This window comes from Pantoea sp. SGAir0180 (genome assembly GCF_043546245.1).
Window position 1 is genome coordinate 1,398,240 of sequence record NZ_CP028071.1, and the last position, 19,424, is coordinate 1,417,663.

Annotated in this window: 18 protein-coding genes and 1 pseudogene; 10 read left to right on the forward strand and 9 right to left on the reverse strand. The window is 54.6% G+C overall.

Annotated elements, in window-relative coordinates:
- Positions 1–11: 11 nt before the first annotated feature.
- The 3 genes from rsmF to yebS all read right to left on the reverse strand — a co-directional run bounded on the left by rsmF (position 12) and on the right by yebS (position 5,373).
- Entirely contained in the window at positions 12–1,439 is a 1,428-nt protein-coding gene (gene rsmF, locus C1N58_RS06535; RefSeq protein WP_039343108.1) for a 16S rRNA (cytosine(1407)-C(5))-methyltransferase RsmF, read from the reverse strand.
- A gap of 81 nt (positions 1,440–1,520) precedes the next feature.
- Positions 1,521–4,160 carry a PqiB family protein gene (locus C1N58_RS06540; RefSeq protein WP_394564714.1) on the reverse strand — a complete coding sequence of 880 codons (2,640 nt, stop codon included), beginning with the start codon at positions 4,158–4,160 and terminating at the stop codon, positions 1,521–1,523.
- Positions 4,129–5,373: a membrane integrity lipid transport subunit YebS gene (gene yebS, locus C1N58_RS06545; RefSeq protein ID WP_033741942.1), complete on the reverse strand. Its 1,245-nt coding sequence runs from the start codon at positions 5,371–5,373 to the stop codon at positions 4,129–4,131. The genes C1N58_RS06540 and yebS overlap by 32 nt, the downstream gene beginning before the upstream one ends.
- A 209-nt stretch (positions 5,374–5,582) precedes the next feature.
- On the opposite strand from yebS, the gene C1N58_RS06550 reads away from it, so the two are divergent.
- The 4 genes from C1N58_RS06550 to htpX all read left to right on the forward strand — a co-directional run bounded on the left by C1N58_RS06550 (position 5,583) and on the right by htpX (position 10,076).
- Positions 5,583–6,083 carry a GAF domain-containing protein gene (locus C1N58_RS06550; RefSeq protein WP_033741940.1) on the forward strand — a complete coding sequence of 167 codons (501 nt, stop codon included), beginning with the start codon at positions 5,583–5,585 and terminating at the stop codon, positions 6,081–6,083.
- A gap of 96 nt (positions 6,084–6,179) precedes the next feature.
- Positions 6,180–6,884: an RNA chaperone ProQ gene (proQ, locus tag C1N58_RS06555; RefSeq protein ID WP_054633662.1), complete on the forward strand. Its 705-nt coding sequence runs from the start codon at positions 6,180–6,182 to the stop codon at positions 6,882–6,884.
- A 19-nt stretch (positions 6,885–6,903) separates the two neighbouring features.
- Positions 6,904–8,949 (forward strand): carboxy terminal-processing peptidase, encoded by a 2,046-nt coding sequence (gene prc, locus C1N58_RS06560; protein WP_054633663.1) that lies wholly within the window; start codon positions 6,904–6,906, stop codon positions 8,947–8,949.
- Positions 8,950–9,194: 245 nt separating this feature from the next.
- Positions 9,195–10,076: a protease HtpX gene (htpX, locus tag C1N58_RS06565; RefSeq protein ID WP_394564715.1), complete on the forward strand. Its 882-nt coding sequence runs from the start codon at positions 9,195–9,197 to the stop codon at positions 10,074–10,076.
- A gap of 37 nt (positions 10,077–10,113) precedes the next feature.
- Here htpX and C1N58_RS06570 read toward each other — a convergent pair whose 3' ends face one another.
- Positions 10,114–11,487: an MFS transporter gene (locus C1N58_RS06570; RefSeq protein WP_054633664.1), complete on the reverse strand. Its 1,374-nt coding sequence runs from the start codon at positions 11,485–11,487 to the stop codon at positions 10,114–10,116.
- A gap of 184 nt (positions 11,488–11,671) precedes the next feature.
- Between C1N58_RS06570 and kdgR the strand changes: the two genes are divergently transcribed.
- Positions 11,672–12,466 carry a DNA-binding transcriptional regulator KdgR gene (gene kdgR, locus C1N58_RS06575; protein ID WP_394564716.1) on the forward strand — a complete coding sequence of 265 codons (795 nt, stop codon included), beginning with the start codon at positions 11,672–11,674 and terminating at the stop codon, positions 12,464–12,466.
- Positions 12,467–12,497: 31 nt separating this feature from the next.
- On the opposite strand, the gene C1N58_RS06580 is transcribed toward kdgR, so the two are convergent.
- Positions 12,498–12,737 carry a YobH family protein gene (locus C1N58_RS06580; RefSeq protein WP_033741931.1) on the reverse strand — a complete coding sequence of 80 codons (240 nt, stop codon included), beginning with the start codon at positions 12,735–12,737 and terminating at the stop codon, positions 12,498–12,500.
- A gap of 218 nt (positions 12,738–12,955) precedes the next feature.
- Here C1N58_RS06580 and C1N58_RS06585 point away from each other — a divergent pair, with 218 nt between their 5' ends.
- The 5 genes and pseudogenes from C1N58_RS06585 (at position 12,956) to rlmA (ending at position 16,090) form a co-directional block, all read left to right on the forward strand.
- Positions 12,956–13,228: a YebO family protein gene (locus C1N58_RS06585; protein WP_006119471.1), complete on the forward strand. Its 273-nt coding sequence runs from the start codon at positions 12,956–12,958 to the stop codon at positions 13,226–13,228.
- A 17-nt stretch (positions 13,229–13,245) separates the two neighbouring features.
- Positions 13,246–14,250 (forward strand): MBL fold metallo-hydrolase, encoded by a 1,005-nt coding sequence (locus C1N58_RS06590; RefSeq protein ID WP_394564717.1) that lies wholly within the window; start codon positions 13,246–13,248, stop codon positions 14,248–14,250.
- A 529-nt stretch (positions 14,251–14,779) separates the two neighbouring features.
- Positions 14,780–14,898 (forward strand): annotated as a pseudogene (locus tag C1N58_RS06595) (DUF2627 domain-containing protein).
- Positions 14,899–14,934: 36 nt separating this feature from the next.
- The gene (gene cspE, locus C1N58_RS06600) at positions 14,935–15,144 is read left to right on the forward strand and encodes a transcription antiterminator/RNA stability regulator CspE (RefSeq protein WP_001062678.1); all 210 of its coding nucleotides are present in this window, start codon (positions 14,935–14,937) and stop codon (positions 15,142–15,144) included.
- A gap of 136 nt (positions 15,145–15,280) precedes the next feature.
- Positions 15,281–16,090: a 23S rRNA (guanine(745)-N(1))-methyltransferase gene (gene rlmA, locus C1N58_RS06605; protein WP_054633669.1), complete on the forward strand. Its 810-nt coding sequence runs from the start codon at positions 15,281–15,283 to the stop codon at positions 16,088–16,090.
- Here the strand turns inward: rlmA and C1N58_RS06610 are convergent.
- From C1N58_RS06610 to manX, 4 genes are all read right to left on the reverse strand, one after another.
- On the reverse strand, positions 16,087–16,545 hold the full coding sequence (locus tag C1N58_RS06610; protein WP_039343081.1) for a DUF986 family protein: 459 nt from the start codon (positions 16,543–16,545) through the stop codon (positions 16,087–16,089). The genes rlmA and C1N58_RS06610 overlap by 4 nt on opposite strands.
- Before the next feature lie 73 nt (positions 16,546–16,618).
- Positions 16,619–17,464 carry a PTS mannose transporter subunit IID gene (locus tag C1N58_RS06615; RefSeq protein ID WP_006119465.1) on the reverse strand — a complete coding sequence of 282 codons (846 nt, stop codon included), beginning with the start codon at positions 17,462–17,464 and terminating at the stop codon, positions 16,619–16,621.
- Between the two features lie 15 nt (positions 17,465–17,479).
- Entirely contained in the window at positions 17,480–18,280 is an 801-nt protein-coding gene (locus C1N58_RS06620) for a PTS mannose/fructose/sorbose transporter subunit IIC (RefSeq protein WP_033742216.1), read from the reverse strand.
- Positions 18,281–18,323: 43 nt separating this feature from the next.
- The gene (manX, locus tag C1N58_RS06625) at positions 18,324–19,295 is read right to left on the reverse strand and encodes a PTS mannose transporter subunit IIAB (protein WP_394564718.1); all 972 of its coding nucleotides are present in this window, start codon (positions 19,293–19,295) and stop codon (positions 18,324–18,326) included.
- Positions 19,296–19,424: the final 129 nt, after the last annotated feature.

Consider the following 19,424-nt stretch of genomic DNA (forward strand, 5'->3'; position numbering starts at 1 on the left):
GGTGTGACGGCTTAACGGAACAGCCGACCGTCGCGCACCAGTTCGCGCGGATAGCTGTTTTTAATCCGGCTGCCAACCCGTTTTGCCAGCCCCAGCGGCTGAGCCTGATAGGTCACAATCATCTCATCAACGGTGGGCGGGTTTTCAGGGTAGATATCGCGACCGCGAAACCACGCTTCCGCTTCCGCCTCATTCAGTTCCACTGTCTGCGCTGGACGCGGTGACGCCAGCGCGACAACGGCCTCATGTTGCCAGCGATAACCCTTCGCAAAGGTTTCAGCCAGTTTCAGGCCAATCCGCGAGAAACGGACCTGTCCTAACAGCGGGACGATGTCGGCGGGAAACAGCCAAATCTCTTTATCGCGTTGCCACAGTTGCAGGCGCTCATCCCACTGAAGCGCCACCTTCGCGGCCGCCTGAACAATATCGTTTTCCAGTTTGCGGTTTACGGGGGTAAACGGAAGCTTGCCGACTTTGTATGTCGGCGCAGGCAGCCGCTCAACAGAGGCGATTTTGCGTAACCGCGCGACAAAGAAGCCTTCACTGTCAAACAGCTGAGGAAAGACGTGCAGGTAACCTTCGGGCGTGGCTGCCTGTTCTGCGCCTGGAAACAGCGTCGTCAGCGGCGCAACCTCGACGGCTGCGGGGTAGCGCGCCAGCAGCCAGGCCACAACCTGTTGGTTTTCGATCGGATTGAGTGTGCAGGTGGAATACACCAGCGTACCGCCAGGCTTCAGGGCATGAAACGCGCTGTCAATCAGATCGCGTTGGGTCTGGGCGATATCGTGGGTGCTGGCAAGCGACCAGTTTTTCAGCGCATCCGCATCTTTACGTATCACGCCTTCGCCAGAGCAGGGCGCATCCAGCAGGATCGCATCGAACTGTTCCGGCAGCGCAGGCCCAAAGACGCGGGCGTCAAAGTGAGTCAGCGCGGTATTGGTCACGCCACAGCGGGTAATGTTCGCGTGCAGCACTTTTACCCGGCTGGAAGAGAACTCATTAGCAAGGACAATTCCCTGGTTGTGCATTCGGGCAGCAATCTGTGTTGTTTTCGAGCCGGGGGCGGCCGCCATATCCATGACATGCTGCGCATCGGGACAGGCATCAAACAGCGCCGTCACCGGCAGCATCGAGCTGGCTTCCTGAATATAAAACAGGCCACTCAGATGCTCTGCCACGCTACCCAACGGTAAACTTTCATCCTCCCGGCTGATCCAGAAGCCGTCTTCACACCACGGCACCGGCGTAAGCTGCCAGCCGTAGTGAGCCGTTTGGGCCAGAAACGCGCTGACGCTGATTTTTAACGTATTGACTCGCAGGCTGCGGCGTAACGGCTGCTGGCTGATGTCGATAAACTGCTGCAGGCTGGCCTCATCGGGCAGGCTCTGGCGCATAAGGTCAAGGAAATCGGCTGGAAAACGTGAAGCGGCGTCGGACACGGATAAGTTCTCTTTGAGGCAAAGGCGGGAGTGTAACACGCGGAAAGAAAACGGGCAGCCTGGCTGCCCGTTTTGGGAGGATTAAGGTTGGTTCGGGTCAGGAATGGCCGTACCCCAGTTACGCCACTCTTTCGGCGGTTCGTCCTGCAGCAGGAAGTGCTTGTTCGCATTCGCCTGCGGGGCCAGCGGGACCGTCGGTGGCGTAGCAAACTGAATGCCGCCGCGGATAAATTGCTGGAAGGTACCGGTTTTCACCACACCGCCAATCAGCCCAAAGTCCAGGTTATAGCCGGAGGCGAGCCAGAACACCGAGTTATTACGTACCAGATGCTGATATTTCTTACTGATGCGCAGGGCGATTTGCACGCGATCCGCCATATTACCCAACGAGGTGCCGGTCACGGTACCGACTTCGACGCCACGGAACAGGACCGGCGTCCCTAATGACAGAGAACCCGCTTCGGTGGCATCCACATAGATGTTCAGGCCGTTGAGGTAACGCGAGTCGGTGATGGTGCTTTCCTGCAGCTCAAAGGTCCGCGCGCCGCGTCCTTTACCCGGGTCAACGTTAACGTAAGGCTGCAGGATCGTCTCCAGATGATTCACCCCGGCGGCCGAAATCTCGGGCGACACCACGGAGAAACGACTGTCAACGCGCGCGAAGTTCTGCACGTATTCCGGGTAAAGTACGGCTTTGGCCACCACCTGATTATTGTCATCACTCAGCGACAGCGATTCGATCTGACCCACGTTAATGCCCAGATAGCGAATCGGCATGCCCGCAGACAGTTTGCTGGCATCATAGGTGTGCAGGGTAATCTGGCTGCCCACCGCGCGAGCGGCCGTTTCGGACGGATAAAGCACGCGTTTTACGCCTTTATCCACTTTCGCCCCGGTCAGGTTGTCAAAGCTGATCGCGCCTTTTAAAGCCCGGTTCAGCGGGGAGGCCTGCACCGTTAATCCGCTGCCGTTAAGCTGCACGCGTGCGCCGCCTTCCGCCCAGAAGACACTTTCGTTGGTGAGGAGCTTACGGTATTCCGGTTTGATATGAACGGCAATATCAAACGCATCCGCGCGCGGTGTGACTTTCGTGATTTCGCCCACCTGGAACTTGCGGTACAGCACGACAGATCCCGCCTGAACATCCGGCAGACTTTTCGCGGTCAGCATCAGCGTGGTCGACGGACCGTCACCCACAATACCTTCCTCCGCACGTTCCGCATCCGCAAACAGCGGATAGGCGGCTTCTGGCGCGCCGCGCTTGCCGGGATCCAGACGAATACCGCCATCGACCCATTCACGTGCGCTGGCTCCCAGCACCTGCATGCCGTCCAGACCGAATTTCACATCAAGACGACTGTTCACGATGAATTTACTGTCGCTGTGCACCAGTTGCCGGTGGTCAGGATTGATTGCCACAACAAAATTCACCCCATTTTCATCCAGATCGCGCGAGATGACCTGGCCGATTTTCATACCGTATAACATCAGCGGTTGCCCCGCATCGATGCCATAGCTCTCCGGCGCGCTGAGTTTTACGGTGAGCACATTGGGTTGCTGCAGCAGCGTTTTGTCAGGCGCAACCACGGTAAAATGCTGTACGGGTGGACCGTCGCCGGGCACCAGTTCAAAGGTATTGCCGGTCAGCAGACTGCTCAGGCTGGTGTCAGTCAGGCTGAGTTTCGGACTGTGCATTTCAATGCGTGTGCCTTCGCGCATCAGGCCGACCACAGACGGATCAACCGTCATCTCGCCGGTGACTTTGCCGCCGTCCTGCAGATTCAGTTTGGTGAGCGTACCGACTTCCAGACCCTGGTACATCAGCGGCGTTCGGTTAGCCGACAGGTTATCGCCGTTGGGCAGATCGAGGTTAATCAGCACACCGCGCTGGCTGTGAGCCAGATCAGGATAGAGGGTGTAATTCTGGTCGCTCTTTGCGGCTTCCGCGCCTTCGGGCGAGTCAAAGGCAATCGCGCCATTAACCAGCGCCGCCAGGCTTTCCAGCTGCACTTTGGCACCGCTCAGGCTGACATCGGCGTTCAGGCCGGACACGTTCCAGAAACGGCTGTTGGTTTTCACCAGGTTGACGAAGCGACGTTCGATAAGCACGTCAATTGACACGCCGTTGTTTTGACCGTTGATACTGTAGTCGTACACGCGGCCTACCGGAATTTTGCGGTAATAGACCAGTGAGCCGGTATTCAGCGAGCCCAGATCCGGTGCATGAAGGTGGATCATCAGCTCGCCGGTATTAACACGGTATTTCGGTTGCGTATCCAGGGCGGTGAAGGTGTCGCTCTCTTTACCATCGCCCGGCATCATGCCGATGTAGTTACCGCCGACCAGCGCATCAAGGCCGGAAACCCCGGCCAGCGAGGCTTTCGGTGTCACCAGCCAGAATTGCGTATTCTCACGCAGTGCATCACGCATATCACTTTTGATACTGGCTTTGATCTGGATCTTGCGATAGTCGTCGCTCAGGTTGATGCCCTGCACGGTACCGACTTCCACGCCCTGATAGCGCACAGGCGTGCGCCCGGGCACAATCCCATCTGCCGTCTGGAAATTAATGGTGATTGTAGTGCCGCGCTCCTGAAAATTCGTCCATAGCAGCCAGCCCGCAATCAGCATGGCGATAACGGGCAGCAGCCAAAAAGGGGAAATTTTACGCTTATTACGCAGCGTAGCATTAGTCGGTGTAGTCGGCGTTTCCTGTTGCATGTGCATCCCAGAGCAGGCGGCTATCCAGCCACTCAACGGCCATAATGGTCAGGATCACAGCCGCGCCAAAGTAAAACGCGGCAGGTCCCATGGTAAAAGCCAGTAACTGGTCACGATTGACCAGTGACATGGTTAACGAAATGACAAACAGATCCAGCATAGACCAGCGACCGACCCAGGTTACAAAACGCAGGAGACGGATGCGGGTTTTCAGGCCTTGCTCGCAGCGAAAATGAATGCTGAGAAGCAGCGCCAGCATGACCAGAACCTTGGTAAAGGGCACTAAGATACTGGCGATAAAGACGATGGCGGCGACCGGAATATTACCGGATGCCAGGGAAAGAATGCCGGAGAAGATCGTATCTTCCCGCCGCGAGCCATTGAGGTACACCACCGAAATGGGCAGCAGATTGGCCGGGATCAGCAGCACAATGGAAGCGATGAGCGCAGCCCAGGATTTTTGCAGGCTGTGACGGCGACGGAAGTCGAGCGGTGTATGGCAGCGGGGGCAACGGCCTCGTGCGTCGGGAACATCGGTATAATGGCAGTTGAGACAAACCTGCAGATCCTCCCGTCGCGTCACCTGAGGCTGTTGCGGATAAAAGTGTTCCCATAGCTGCTCAATATTGAGATGAATCAGCGTCATCACGCTCAGGACGGTCAGGGCAATGTAAGCCACCAGACCGTAGCCCATTTCGAGATCGGCGTATTCCTGAACTTTAATCGACGCCACCGCGATGCCAATCAGGAAAATGTCCAGCATGACCCACTCTTTCAGCTTCTCCAGCATCAGCAGAACCGGGCGCAGATTCATGCCCAAACGCTGGCCCAGCGCCAGGTAGCCAATGCCAGCCACAAGCGTGACGGGCGCACCGATAGTGCAGAACGCCACCATGGAGGCCGTTAACACGTTGCCCTGCAGCGTCATCTGCACAATGCCTTCCAGCAGGCTGGCGTTAATGCGCATACCCAGCAGCCGGATATCAATCAACGGCATGCTGAAGGCGAACGGCATCAGGACCAGCATGGTGGCCGCCATCGCCAGCAGACGCGTCATCGACCAGTCATAGCCGCTGACAATTTGTGCATTACAACGGGGGCAATGTGCCGACTGATGCGATTTCACATCTGGTAAGGAAAAAAGGGTATCGCATTGCGGACAACGCTGATAACGTGCGTGGGGCAATGTCTCGCTAATCGCGTGAATTTTCATAAAGAGTGCAGGGTTCGCTTATTGTTATCTACGCAAAGGGTTGTTAAGACATTGCTGTGTACCTGTTTCGGGTATCACGCTTCGATCCACAGAATGTTAAGGTTATAGTAACTAACGCTATGATTCACCTTATGGCTATGGATTTTTAGTGCTTATTTTTAACTGGCGGAGTGGTTAGCCGCCCGGATGTCACTGGTAACGGTTGAATAATGAACAAAACTGCCTTTTACGCCGATTTAGATCGCGATATGCGCGCCTTACTGGCGGGAGAAACGGCGTTCCTCGCCGCGATGGGTAACTTTAGCGCGCTGTTGTATGAACGTCTCGAAGGCGTGAACTGGGCAGGCTTCTACCTGCTGACGGAAGCAGACACACTGGTGCTTGGCCCGTTCCAGGGTAAAATTGCCTGTGTGCGCATCCCCGTGGGTAAAGGTGTCTGTGGTACAGCGCTGGCGCAAAATCAGGTCCAGCGTGTAGATGATGTGCATGCGTTTCCGGGGCACATCGCCTGCGATGCGGCCAGTAATGCTGAAATTGTGATTCCTCTGAAAGTAAACGGTCACGTTGTGGGCGTGCTGGATATCGACAGTGTGGAATACAATCGCTTTGATAGTGATGATGAAAAAGGGCTGGTAGCCTTGACTGACGGGCTTTGCGACGTGCTCGCGAACACGGACTTAGAAAAATATTTGCAGCTGACGCGTAGCTAATCGACTGGATTGCATGGCATTTAGCGATGTTGTCATTATAATGTCGCCTGTTCATGCCTGCTCTGGTCGGCAAACCCGTAGTAATCAGGAAATTTCATGGAAAATCAACCTAAGTTGAATAGCAGTAAAGAAGTCATTAGCTTTCTGGCGGAGCGCTTTCCGCACTGCTTTAGCGCTGAAGGTGAAGCGCGTCCGCTCAAAATCGGTATCTTTCAGGATCTGGTCGAGCGCGTTCAGGGCGAAATGAACCTGAGCAAGACACAGTTACGTTCAGCATTACGTCTTTATACCTCCAGCTGGCGCTATCTGTACGGTATTAAAGCGGGTGCGACCCGCGTGGATCTCGACGGCAATCCGTGCGGTGTTCTCGATGAGCAGCACGTTGAGCATGCCCGCAAGCAACTGGAAGACGCGAAAGCGCGTGTTCAGGCGCAACGCGATCAGCAGCGGGCCGCGCGTCGTGAAGCCGGTGAGGGCGAAGAAGGGGCCAGCGCGCCACGTCGTCCACGCAAACCTGCTCCGCGTAAAGCCGCAGAGGGTGACGCCGCGCGTAAGCCGCGTCCGCAGTCTGCTGAGCGTCCTACTGCATCGCAGCATCGCAAACCGGCACCCCGTCCGGAGCTGCAGCAGGCTAAACCCATCACTGATACCTCAACTTTGCAACCCGGCCAGAGTATTAAAGTTAAAGCAGGCAAAAGTGCAATGGACGCAACCGTTCTGGAAGTTTCTAAAGACGGCGTCCGGGTACAGCTCGCTTCCGGCATGGCAATGATTGTGCGCGCAGAACACCTGCAGTTCTGAAACGGAGGCTGACCCCGGCATGAACACCTTGTTAAAAGTTGGATTGATCGCGGGCCTGCTGTTGTCAGGCCCTTCCTTTGCCGCCGAGAACATCACTCGTGCCGATCAAATTCCTCAGTTGCATGAAGATCCCCAGGATCCTACCGTCAGCGAGCGCGTCACCTCACGGTTCACGCGTTCTCACTATCGCCAGTTCGATCTGGACGGGGCGTTTTCCGCCAAAATTTTTGACCGCTACCTCAACATGCTCGACTACAGCCACAACGTGCTGCTGGCGTCGGATGTAGCACAGTTTGCCAGCAAGAAAACACAGCTGGGTGACGAACTGCGTAGCGGTAAGCTGGATATTTTTTACGATCTTTATAATCTGGCCCAGAAACGCCGCTTCGAACGCTATCAGTACGCGCTCACGGTCCTGGCTCGCCCGATGAACTTTACCGGTAATGACACCATCGATATTGACCGTTCCAAAGCGCCCTGGCCGAAAGACCAGAACGAATTAAATGCGCTGTGGGATGCCAAGGTGAAATACGATGAGTTGAGCCTGAAGCTGGCCGGTAAAGACGAAAAAGAAATTCGTGACGTGCTGACCAAACGCTATAACTTCGCCATCCGTCGCCTGGCACAGAGCAACAGCGAAGATGTGTTCCAGCTGGCAATGAATGCATTTGCCCACGAAATCGATCCGCACACCAACTATCTGTCGCCGCGCAATACCGAGCAGTTCAATACTGAAATGAGCCTGTCGCTCGAAGGGATTGGCGCCGTACTGCAGATGGATGACGATTATACCGTGATCAATTCTATGGTCGCGGGTGGCCCGGCGGCGAAAAGTAAAGCCATCACCGTTGGCGATCGTATTGTCGGCGTCGGTGAGCCAGGCAAGCCAATGGAAGATGTGATTGGCTGGCGTCTGGATGATGTCGTCGCCAAAATTAAAGGACCGAAAGGCAGTAAGGTTCGCCTTGAAATCCTGCCTGCCGGTAAAGGTACTAAAACCCGCATTGTGACACTGACGCGTGAGAAAATCCGTCTGGAAGATCGCGCCGTTAAAATGAGTATTCACAATGTGGGCAAGCAGAAAGTCGGCGTACTGGATATTCCGGGCTTCTACGTGGGCCTGACCGATGATGTCAAAGTGCAGTTGCAGAAACTGCAAAAGCAGAATGTCGACAGCATCGTGATTGATCTGCGGACCAACGGCGGTGGCGCACTGACCGAGGCGGTCTCACTGTCTGGCCTGTTTATCCCAAGTGGCCCCGTGGTGCAGGTGCGCGACAATAATGGTCGCATCCGTCAGGACAGCGATAACGACGGCATTGTGTACTATAAAGGGCCGCTGGTGGTGCTGGTTGACCGCTTCAGTGCGTCTGCCTCTGAAATCTTTGCGGCGGCGATGCAGGACTATGGGCGTGCGCTGATTGTTGGCGAGCCGACTTTTGGTAAAGGCACCGTTCAGCAGTATCGCTCGCTGAACCGCATTTACGATCAGATGCTGCGTCCGGAATGGCCTGCGCTGGGATCGGTTCAGTACACGATTCAGAAGTTCTACCGTATTAACGGTGGCAGTACACAGCGTAAAGGCGTCACCCCCGATCTGCTGATGCCTACCGGCGTTGAAGCGGCGGAGACAGGCGAGAAGTTTGAAGATAACGCCTTACCGTGGGACAGCATCACGGCTGCCACCTACGCGAAAACCGGAGATGTGAAAGCGCTGGTGCCGCAGTTGACGAAAGAACATGATGAACGTATCGCGAAAGATCGTGAGTTCCAGTACATCATGAAGGACATTGCCCGCTTTAATGCCATGAAGGACAAGCACAATATCGTGTCGCTCAATCTTGCTCAACGCGAGAAAGAGAACCACGAAGACGATGCGCTGCGTCTGGAACGCATTAATGCGCGCTATCAGGCCGAAGGCAAAAAGCCGCTGAAGAGCCTGGATGACCTGCCTAAGGATTACAAAGAACCCGATCCTTATCTGGATGAAACCGTCAAGATTGCCAACGATCTGGCGCAGCTGGAAAAGACGCTTCCCGACGCGTCCGCAGCGAAAAGCAACTGATACGTTCTGGTTTAATAAAAAGCACCGCACTGCGGTGCTTTTTTTATGATAAGTCCGGCAAGGATGCGTTACGTTAATGTGTTGTACTGCGCGCATTCAGTAGGGTTGCGGTAAAGGTTATGTCATATTGTAAAGTTATGTCTTTTTAGGCACTTAAACGTTAAGGTCGCTTGAAAACCCGCACAATGCTCATAGGATATGTATCCGCGCATGAGCGCATGAACTACTGAGGATGATTAACCGTTATGATGCGTATTGCTCTTTTCCTGCTGACCAACCTGGCAGTGATGTTGGTATTCGGGCTGATTCTCAGCCTGACAGGAATTCAGTCAAGCAGTGTTCAGGGCCTGATGATTATGGCAGGTCTGTTTGGCTTCGGCGGTGCGTTTGTCTCACTGCTGATGTCGAAGTGGATGGCGTTGCGTTCGGTCGGCGGTGAAGTGATTGAACAACCACGCAACGAAACCGAGCGCTGGTTGTTAGAGACCATTAGCCAGCAGGCCCGGCAGGTTGGTATTGCGATGCCGCAGGTCGCGATTTACCACGCGCCTGACATCAACGCCTTTGCAACCGGTGCCCGCCGTAATGCGTCACTGGTGGCTGTATCGACCGGGCTGCTGCAAAACATGAGCCGCGACGAGGCTGAAGCGGTGCTGGCGCACGAAGTCGCGCATATTGCCAACGGCGATATGATCACCATGACCCTGATTCAGGGTGTCGTGAACACCTTTGTGATTTTCGTTTCGCGTATTCTGGCGCAGATTGCGGCAGGCTTCATGTCTGGTAACCGCGATGGGGAAGAAAGCAGCAACGGTAATCCGCTGGTGTACTTTGCCGTTTCTATGGTGCTGGAACTGGTGTTTGGTATCCTTGCCAGCATCATTACCATGTGGTTCTCTCGTCACCGTGAGTTCCATGCGGATGCCGGTTCAGCGAAACTGGTGGGCCGTGAGAAGATGATTGCGGCACTGCAGCGCCTGAAAACCAGCTACGAGCCGCAGGAGCCCAGCAGCATGATGGCGTTTTGTATCAACGGTAAAGGGAAGTCATTCAGCGAGCTGTTTATGTCGCATCCCCCGTTAGATAAACGTATTGAAGCGCTGCGTAGCTGCGAATACCTGAAGTAACCCGGCAAAAAGGCGACTGAGAAGTCGCCTTTTTTTATCACTGTACGCGCGGTGTTTTTATGCGCGACAGACTGAGCAGGGCCGCTGCGGTTGAGAATCCAGCCGCCAGTAACAGCGCCGCATGGGTGCCGTCATTGCCCAGCCAGTTGAACATCAGCGCTACCAGTGCGGCACCGCTGCTCTGACCCAGTAACCGTGCCGTGCCCAGCATACCGCTGGCACCACCGCTGCGTTGACGCGGAGCGGAGGTAATAATGGTGTGGTTATTCGGGGACTGAAACAGGCCAAAGCCCGCCCCGCACAGCATCATGCGCCAGATAATGTCCATGTCGTCTGGCTTCGCAGGTAAGTGAGCCAGCAGAAAAAGCCCGATGGCAAACAGGGCCAGCCCTAATCCCCCGAGTAAGCCCGCATGCACTCGTTCAATTAAACGTCCCGCGACCGGTGAGAGCAGCATGGTGGCCAGCGGCCACGGCGTAAGCAATAAACCGGTTTCGACCTCTGTACGCCCCAGCACGCTTTGCAGGTAGAAGGGCAGTGATACCATCGCCAGCATCTGCGCGCAGAAAGAGCAGACGGAGGTGCACATCGACAGGGCAAAAATAGGGGTGCGCAGCAAATCAACCGGCAGCAACGGCACGGCCATCGTCAGCTGGCGTCGGATAAAAAAGTAGCCCACCACAAGCAGCGTGATAAGTTCTCCTGCGATAAGCCAGATCGATTGTCCCTGGGCAAAGCCACCCAGCGCCGAAATAAGCAGGCCGAAAAAGAGCGCATTCATTACCGCACTGGTGACATCAAACTTCTGTGTTTTGGCCCGTTGCGGGTTATCCGGCAGATAACGTAACGCCAGCCAGAGCGTGACAACGCCCAGTGGCAGGTTGATCAGGAACAACCAGCGCCAGCTGGCAAATGAGAGGATGGCTGCCGCAACCGTGGGGCCGGCCGCCGTCGAGATCGCCACCAGCAGGGCGTTGATCGCGATGCCGCGGCCCAGATAATGTGGGGGATAAATGATACGAATCAGGGCGGTGTTAACGCTCATAATCGCCGCACCCCCCAGGCCCTGAAGCACCCGGCCCAGCGTAAGCAGGGGAAGGGAGGGCGAAAGGGCGCAAAACACCGACGTGATGGCAAACACCACCAGCCCTGCCTGGTACACGCGGCGGTAGCCGACGATATCGCCTAAAAAGGACAACGACAGTAGCGAGGCGACAATGGCAATCTGATAAGCATTAATCACCCAGACTGACTGGGCCGGACTGGCCTGTAGCTCACGTGAGATGGTTGGCAGCGCGACATTGGCAATCGATCCATCCAGTACCGCCATGATAAGGCCGATGGCGATCGTCAGAATAGCCCAGTAGCGTTGGGGTACTGCGAGTCCGCCGTCAGAAGAGGAAAGTGACATAGAGGCTAATATTAAAGAGTGTGAATATCATCATGCTAATCAATTGGCCGCCAAATTGCATCGTACCCACGGAAAAAATATATTTTAGAGATGTTTCAAACCCGGAAGATTGCCGGGATCGGCGCTGTCACTCTATACTGCAACTCTGTTCCAGTTTTTTTGAAACACGTATTCAGGGTGACAAATGGCCGCTGACGAAAAGAATAAACAGCCGGATGCCGTCTCTTCGGTGCAAAAAGTATTCGGGATTTTGCAGGCGTTAAGCGAAGAGCGCGATCACGGTATTACCGAGCTGGCACAACGGCTGATGATGTCCAAAAGTACGGTCTACCGATTCCTGCAAACTATGAAAGCATTGGGTTATGTCGCGCAGGAAGGGGAAAGTGAAAAATATTCGCTGACCTTGAAACTGTTTGAGGTGGGATCCAACGCGTTGCAGCATAGCGATCTTATCCGCAGCGCCGATGTACACATGCGCGAGTTATCGCGTCTGACCAAAGAGACAATCCATCTGGGCGCGCTGGATGATGACAGTGTGGTCTATGTGCATAAAATTGACTCGCTGTATAACCTGCGTATGGCCTCACGTATTGGTCACCGCAATCCACTGCACTCCACCGCACTGGGAAAAGTGTTGTTGGCCTGGCGCAGTCGGGAGGAGGTGAATGCCATTCTGGAGCGCATGACGTTCACTATTAACACCGCCAACACCTTACCGGACGCAGGCGCGTTACGCGAAGCACTGGGTCAGGTCAGGGCACAGGGTTATGGTGAGGATAACGAAGAACAGGAAGTGGGCGTGCGCTGCATCGCCGTGCCCATTTTTGATCGCTTTGGTGTCGCCGTCGCCGGACTGAGCCTGTCCTTTCCCACGCTGCGCTTTTCTGCCGCGAACAAGCAACAGTATGTGACGCTGTTACGTGAAGCGGGCCAACGTCTTTCGTCAGAGCTGGGCTATACCGGCAATGACGTGGGTTAAAAAAAAGCGGGCCAGTTGGCCCGCTCCTCCGTTATCCGTTGTCGACCACTTCGCTACTTTTCTTTAGCAGCGGGCAATCCGTCACGCCCACCACGCCGCTGTCTGTATGCAGATATTGCGCGGTCACCATCCCTCTTGCGGTCAGATAGTTACATTTCAGCCCCAGTCCCGCGGCATTCTTGTTGCTGCCCGCCAGCACGCCGTAACCTGTGAACAGCATAGCCAGCCAGAGGATGCCGATAACGATAATCGCCCGAATGAAGAGTTTCATTGTATCTCCTTATGATACCCACGCAGCGTTCCAGTGACTGCTGCTTAACATGATGTACAGGATTAGCATGCCTCGCTTTCAGGCAGGATGCGATCAGAGATAACTGAAAGCGCAGAAAGCGCTATATCGCTGACGTCACCATTATCTTTTGCGGCGGCGCGGAGTAGAATAGACGGTCGTTCTTTTTTTGTGATTTCATCAGGTATCTTGAGGCAGTTATGAATGAGTTAGCCGCGAATGCGGGACCGGTAATCAGTTACGGCGTTTTTCTGCTGGCGCTGATTGTGGCATTAATGCTGTGGTTTTACGTTAATCGCGCCAGCGTTCGGGCGAACGAACAGGTTGCGTTATTGACGTCATTGTTAGAAGAGCAAAAGAAACAGAATGCACTGCTGCGGCGGATGATTGAGGCGCAGAATGGTGCAGATGAGCCGTCCCCCGAAGCGCCGTCGGAAAACGACGGACTGATTCGTTTAATCCCGGAACGTTAACCCTGCATGGAGGCCGGATGGCCTGGAAAAATCCCTGGTATGACAGCAGTAAACCCCATCACACCGCTGAGGGGTTTCGTAACCCTGAGCCCGACAGCCGCCAGCAAGGTGACCTGCAGCGCTGGCGACGTGAACGCAAAGCCCAGGGATTACCCCATCCGCCTCGTCAGGGCTATGACCAGTTTATTACGCAGTGGTGGCAACCTGCCGATCTGAACGGGGAGGATGACCGTCTCTGGTGGCTGGGCCATGCGGCGCTGCTGATGCGCATAAACCAACACTATATTCTGGTTGATCCCGCGCTGTCCCGGCGGGCTTCCCCTTTGCCGTTTATCGGACCTGAACGTAAAACGCCGTCTCCGCTGGCCATTGACCAGTTACCGCGGCTGGATTACGTCCTGATATCCCATAATCATTACGATCATCTGGATAAGCCTACCATCAAACAGATTGTGCGCCGCTTTCCGGACACTATTTTTCTGGTGCCGCTGGGGCTGGCGGAGTGGTGTAAGCGTCATGGGGTCAAACAGGTGCATGAGCTTGACTGGTGGCAACAGAAAGTGTTTGCGGGAATACAGTTTGATGCGGTCCCTGCGCGCCACTGGAGCATGCGCACCGTTACTAATCGCAACCGAACCCTGTGGTGCGGTTGGGTGATCAGGACCGCTTCGCTGCGGTTTTGGTTTTCCGGTGACAGCGGCTACAGCGACAGTCTTCTGGCGATTGCGCAGCATTATGGCCGCTTTAATCTGGCCGCTTTGCCGATAGGCGCTTATGCTCCGCGCTGGTTTATGGGGGCACAACACATGGATCCCCAGCAGGCGGTGGCGTTGTGGCGCGCGATAGGTCAGCCACTGACCCTTCCCATTCACTGGGGGGTTTTCGAACTGGCGGATGAGTCACTGGATGCGCCCCCGGCTGAACTCCAGCGAGCACTCGCGCAGAGCGGCGAGGGTCAGCAAAATTTTGCGCCCTGGAAAATTGGGGCGAGCCACAGTCTGAGCGATCTCAATCCGACCTAATCCGAAATACGGGGCCCTGTGTTTGTGAAACGGCAAGGCTCCGGCGTATTCGCTTTTTATTTCTTTTACGCGCTCGGGGTAATTCAAACGTCAGCTGTCAAGAAAATGATTAGTGCGGAGGGGAAGTCTCAACTTTTGATTTTACTAATAATAATTTTTATATTTGTACGAAATAATAAAAGCTGTACAAGCTGAAGCCGTCCGGGTTTACCGTTCCCCTTATCCATTCCTTTATTTGGTGCATTATTGCCATATTAGTGCAATGTAATTTATTTATTGTCATACATCATGATAAAAGCAGGAAAAGTAGTACGTTATCCCATCCGGGATGCAGGAAGCCTTTATTTTATCGTGAAGTTATGACGGTCGCTGGGTTTCGGTTCGCAGCATTTTGTACCATAAAGTACATTCTCTGGGAGCTACCCTGCAATTATGCAAAAACTAACGATCGACATATTAAAAATGGCTTGCCATTATTTAGCGGATATGTGATAACAATTCGTGGGTTAAACGAGGTACAGTTCTGTTTATGTATGGCATCTTCAGTAAAGAAGTTACGAGTAAAGACGTTGACGTTGAATACCGCTTCCTTGCCGAACTTTAATCAGTGCCTCATTCAGTAATGTCTCTGTTTTATCTGTAGGTTAGCCTCCGGGCAAATAAACACTTTAAGGAATTAGTAAAATGGCAAAGATTAAAGGTCAGGTTAAGTGGTTCAACGAGTCTAAAGGCTTCGGTTTTATCACTCCAGCTGACGGTAGCAAAGACGTGTTCGTACACTTCTCTGCTATTCAGGGCAACGGCTTCAAAACGCTGGCCGAAGGCCAAAACGTTGAGTTCGAAATTCAGGACGGCCAGAAAGGCCCGGCAGCTGTTAACGTTACTGCTATCTGATTTCGCCTCAGACGGGTGCCCTGCGCCCGGTCTCAGATATTAAAGCCTTGGCCTTCTGGCCGAGGCTTTTTTTACGCTTTCGCTCGGGTTCCCTGTCGAGTACACTGCTGCGCGTCGATAGATGCCGGAGCGCCATATGTCCTTGATCTGCCCACTTTGTCACTCTTCCCTGAACCTGACCGAACGCAGCTGGTGTTGCGAAAATCGCCATCAGTTCGATCAGGCGAAAGAGGGCTATGTCAATTTGCTGCCCGTTCAACATAAAGGCTCCCGCGAGCCGGGCGACAGCGCGGAGATGATGCAGGCGCGACGTGACTTTTTGCAGGCCGGTTACTATCAGCCCCTGCGGGACAAGGTGGTTGACGTGCTGAATCAGCATCTGCAGGTACCGGCCGCTCAGATCCTGGATACAGGCTGTGGGGAAGGGTACTACACCGGTGCGCTGGCGGATAACTTTGCGCCAGCGGGCAAGGTCTTTGGCCTGGACGTGGCCAAAATGGCCATTCGGCTCGCGGCGAAGCGCTATCCGCAGGTCCTGTTCTGTGTCGCCTCCAGTCAGCGTCTGCCGTTTGCGGACCATTCCCTTGATGCAGTGGTTCGCATCTATGCGCCCTGTAATGAAGCGGAGCTTAATCGCGTCATCAAACCCGGTGGATACCTGTTAACGGTTACGCCGGGCCCGCACCATCTGGCGCAGTTCAAAGCGCTAATCTATCGCGATGTTCAGCTGCACGCACCGGAAGGGAAAGTGTATCAGGGCTTTCAGCAACGTGCCCGGCATGCGTTGACCTATCCGATGGCCCTTACCGGACAGGCCGCCACCACGTTATTGCAGATGACGCCCTTTGCCTGGCGCGCGCGGCCAGACGTCTGGCAGACGTTAGCCGAAAGCGCGCAGTTTCAGTGCGAAGCGGATTTTGTGATAACCCTGTGGCAACGCGACTAACGCGCTTCGACCAGGGTTTGATAAATCCGCTCAAGATCGTCAAGCTGATGCACGGCGATCAGTAAGCGCCGCTGTTCAAGTTGGATGACTAAAATGCCGTCTTCAGACAGATTCATGCTCTGGATACGGGAATAGGCGATCCAGATACCCGCGAAGAACAATCCCTCCCGTTTCATGACCAGCGTGGGGCGGCGGAGCCAGAACAGCCAGAAGGACAAAAAGCACAGCATCATCAAGAGCGTGGTGGTCAGCACGGGTCCCTGATGCGTGACGTTGTTCCAGAGCAGGATGACCAGTAAACCAATAAAAATCAGGCTGTCGGCTTTATGACGGCGCTGCAGCGGCACACGTAACAACGTCGGGCCTTTACGTCGTGGCAGAATCGCCTCGTCGTAGATCGCAAACACCAGCAGAGCAGCGATGCAGAGGGCGATGATGATGTCCGTCAATGACATGGGGCTTCCTTTCGAGCTTCAGTGGATGTTACCGCCAAAAAAATCGGGAGCCTTGCTCCCGATTGCGTCAGGATTACAGCCCAAGCAGGCCGATCCAGTAGCCGAAGATACCGATAGCAAAGAAACCAACGATGATCCACAGGGCATTGACCTTACGCCGCAGCAGCCACATACAGGCAAAGGTCAACAGGAGCGGGACGATGCCGGGCATTAACTGATCCAGAATCGACTGGACGGTAGTGACTGTGGTCTTGCCGGTCTGGTCGGTAATGCGTGACACCACCAGCGGAATATTGACGTGCGTCCACTTATTGACCAGCGCGCCCATGACAAACAGCCCAAGGATAGAGGCACCTTCGGTCAGTTTTTGCAGGAAGCCACCGCCCATATCGCTGACGATATCAATCCCTTTCCGGTAACCGTAGGCGACACCGTAATAACGGGTGAGCAGGCGGGCCAGGTTAAACAGAATGAAGAACAGCAATGGACCAAGCAAACTGCCGCTCATTGCGATGCCCGCACCCAGGGCGGCAAACACCGGACGAACCGTTCCCCAGAAAATCGGGTCACCTACGCCAGCCAGCGGCCCCATCAGGCCCACTTTGATGCCGTTTATTGCACCATCATCAATTGCGGCACCATTGGCGCGCTGCTCTTCCATCGCCATGGTCACGCCCAGGACCGGGGCCGCAACATAAGGATGTGTGTTAAAGAACTCAAGGTGACGTTTTATCGCCTGCTTGCGGTCATCGTTGTTTTCAGGATAGAGACGGCGAATCACCGGCACCATAGAAAAACAGAATCCCAGCGCCTGCATACGTTCGAAGTTCCAGGAACCCTGAAACAGGTTTGAGCGTACAAAAACAGCGCGGACATCGCCTGGCGTCAGTTTCTTTTCGACTTTTGTTATATCAACCATGTTGTCACCTGTTCCTTAATCGAGTTCGTTGTCAAGATCGTTAGCTGACGGCGAGGCCGCAGGCGCACCGGCGGTACGGTTATATTTCGGACTGAGCTGGATATAAAGCACGGCCATCACCACGCCAATCACCCCCAGCGCCACCAGGTTGAAACTGGTGAAAGCCGCCGTCACGAAACCGAGATAGAAGAACGGCATCAGGTAACCGGCCCGCATCATATTGATGACCATGGCGTAACCCACTACCACAATCATGCCGCCCGCAATGTTGAGTCCGTTCGTCACGACTTCAGGAATCGAACTGAGCAGAGAGTGCACCGCGTCCGTGCCAACCGAAATCGCAACGATCAACGCCGGAATGGCGATGCGCATGGCCTGAAGCAGCAGGGCGGAGACATGGATCCACGAAATGGCCGTAAGATTGCCTTTCTCTGCGGCTTTGTCCGCCGCATGCTGGAATGCCACGGTCAACGTGCGCACGATAATGGTCAGCACCTGGCCGGCGGCGGCGAGGGGAATAGCCAGCGCGATACCGGCGCCGACGCTTTGCCCACCTGCAATGACCAGAATGGTGGAGATAATGGACGCCAGCGCTGCATCAGGGGCGACCGCCGCACCAATGTTCATCCAGCCCAGTGCAATCATCTCCAGCGTTCCGCCGATGATGATGCCTGTCTTCATGTCCCCCAGTACGATCCCAATCAGGGTACAGGCCACCAGAGGGCGGTGAAACTGGAACTCATCCAGGATGGATCCCATACCGGCAATACAGGCGATAATAAAGATCAAAATAATTTGAAGTGTGGTTATTTCCATCATACTTCGTGTCCTCTACAGGATAGAAAAGAGTGCTGGCCCGTTAAGCGCCTACTTTGGCTATCAGATCCATCATTTTCAGTTTGGGATCACCTGAAACCTTGCGTACCTCAAGCTCGATATTGCGCTCATTGAGCTTTTGGAACGCGGCGATATCTTTCTCATCAACGGACACGGCATTGTTGACCTGCGTTTTGCCCTGCCGGAAGGCCATGCCGCCAATGTTGACGCTTTTGATATCGACGCCCTGTTCCACAACCCGCAAGACATCGGTGGGATTGGTGAACAGCAGCATGACGCGCTCACGGGCATATTTGGGGTTATTCCAGACGCGCACCATTTTATCGACGCCAACCACGTGCGCGGTCACGCCCGGCGGCGCGACCTGGGTTAAGAGTGTCTTGCGCACATTGTCGTTTGCCACCTCATCACTGACGACAATGATGCGGCTGACATTGGTCTCTTTGGTCCAGCGTGTGGCGACCTGGCCATGAATCAGGCGGTCATCAATACGGGCCAGGCAGATAATCATGTGTTCGTCAGGCGAGAGGGGTCTGACAGCGGCAGGGGTGGGAGGTGGAGTCGGTGCGGCAGCAACGGGCGCGGGTTTGACTTCAGGTTGGGCTTTCAGCGCTTTGACGCCTTCACGGCCAGTTTCAACCGCAATCGCCACCAGCTCATCGAAGGTTGGATTGTCATCCCGCGCCATCAGGGTTTCCACTAACATGGGAATATTCACCCCGGCCACGACCTCATAGCTGTCGTGATCAATGACCAGCCGACTTGCCGCATTAAAAGGACTTCCGCCCCAGGTATCTACCAGAAAAAGCACCCCCTTTGAGGTATCCAGTTCGGCCAGCTTTGCCTGATATTTTTCAATCAGCGTTTCTGCATTTTCGCCCGGTACAAAATCAATCCATTTGACGTTTTCCTGTTCGCCTAAAAGCATCTCTGCCGTTTTAAGCAGCTGTTCTGCTGCCCAGCCGTGTGTACCAATGATCAGAGCAATGGTCACGTGCTACCTCCGTTCGCTTGTTGATTCCATAAGGTGAGGAACCGTTAAGAATTATCGCGTTAACAATGCTGACTTCTTTATTGAGCCTGCCGGCCCGATATCCACATTGCAGGGATAACCAACTCACTA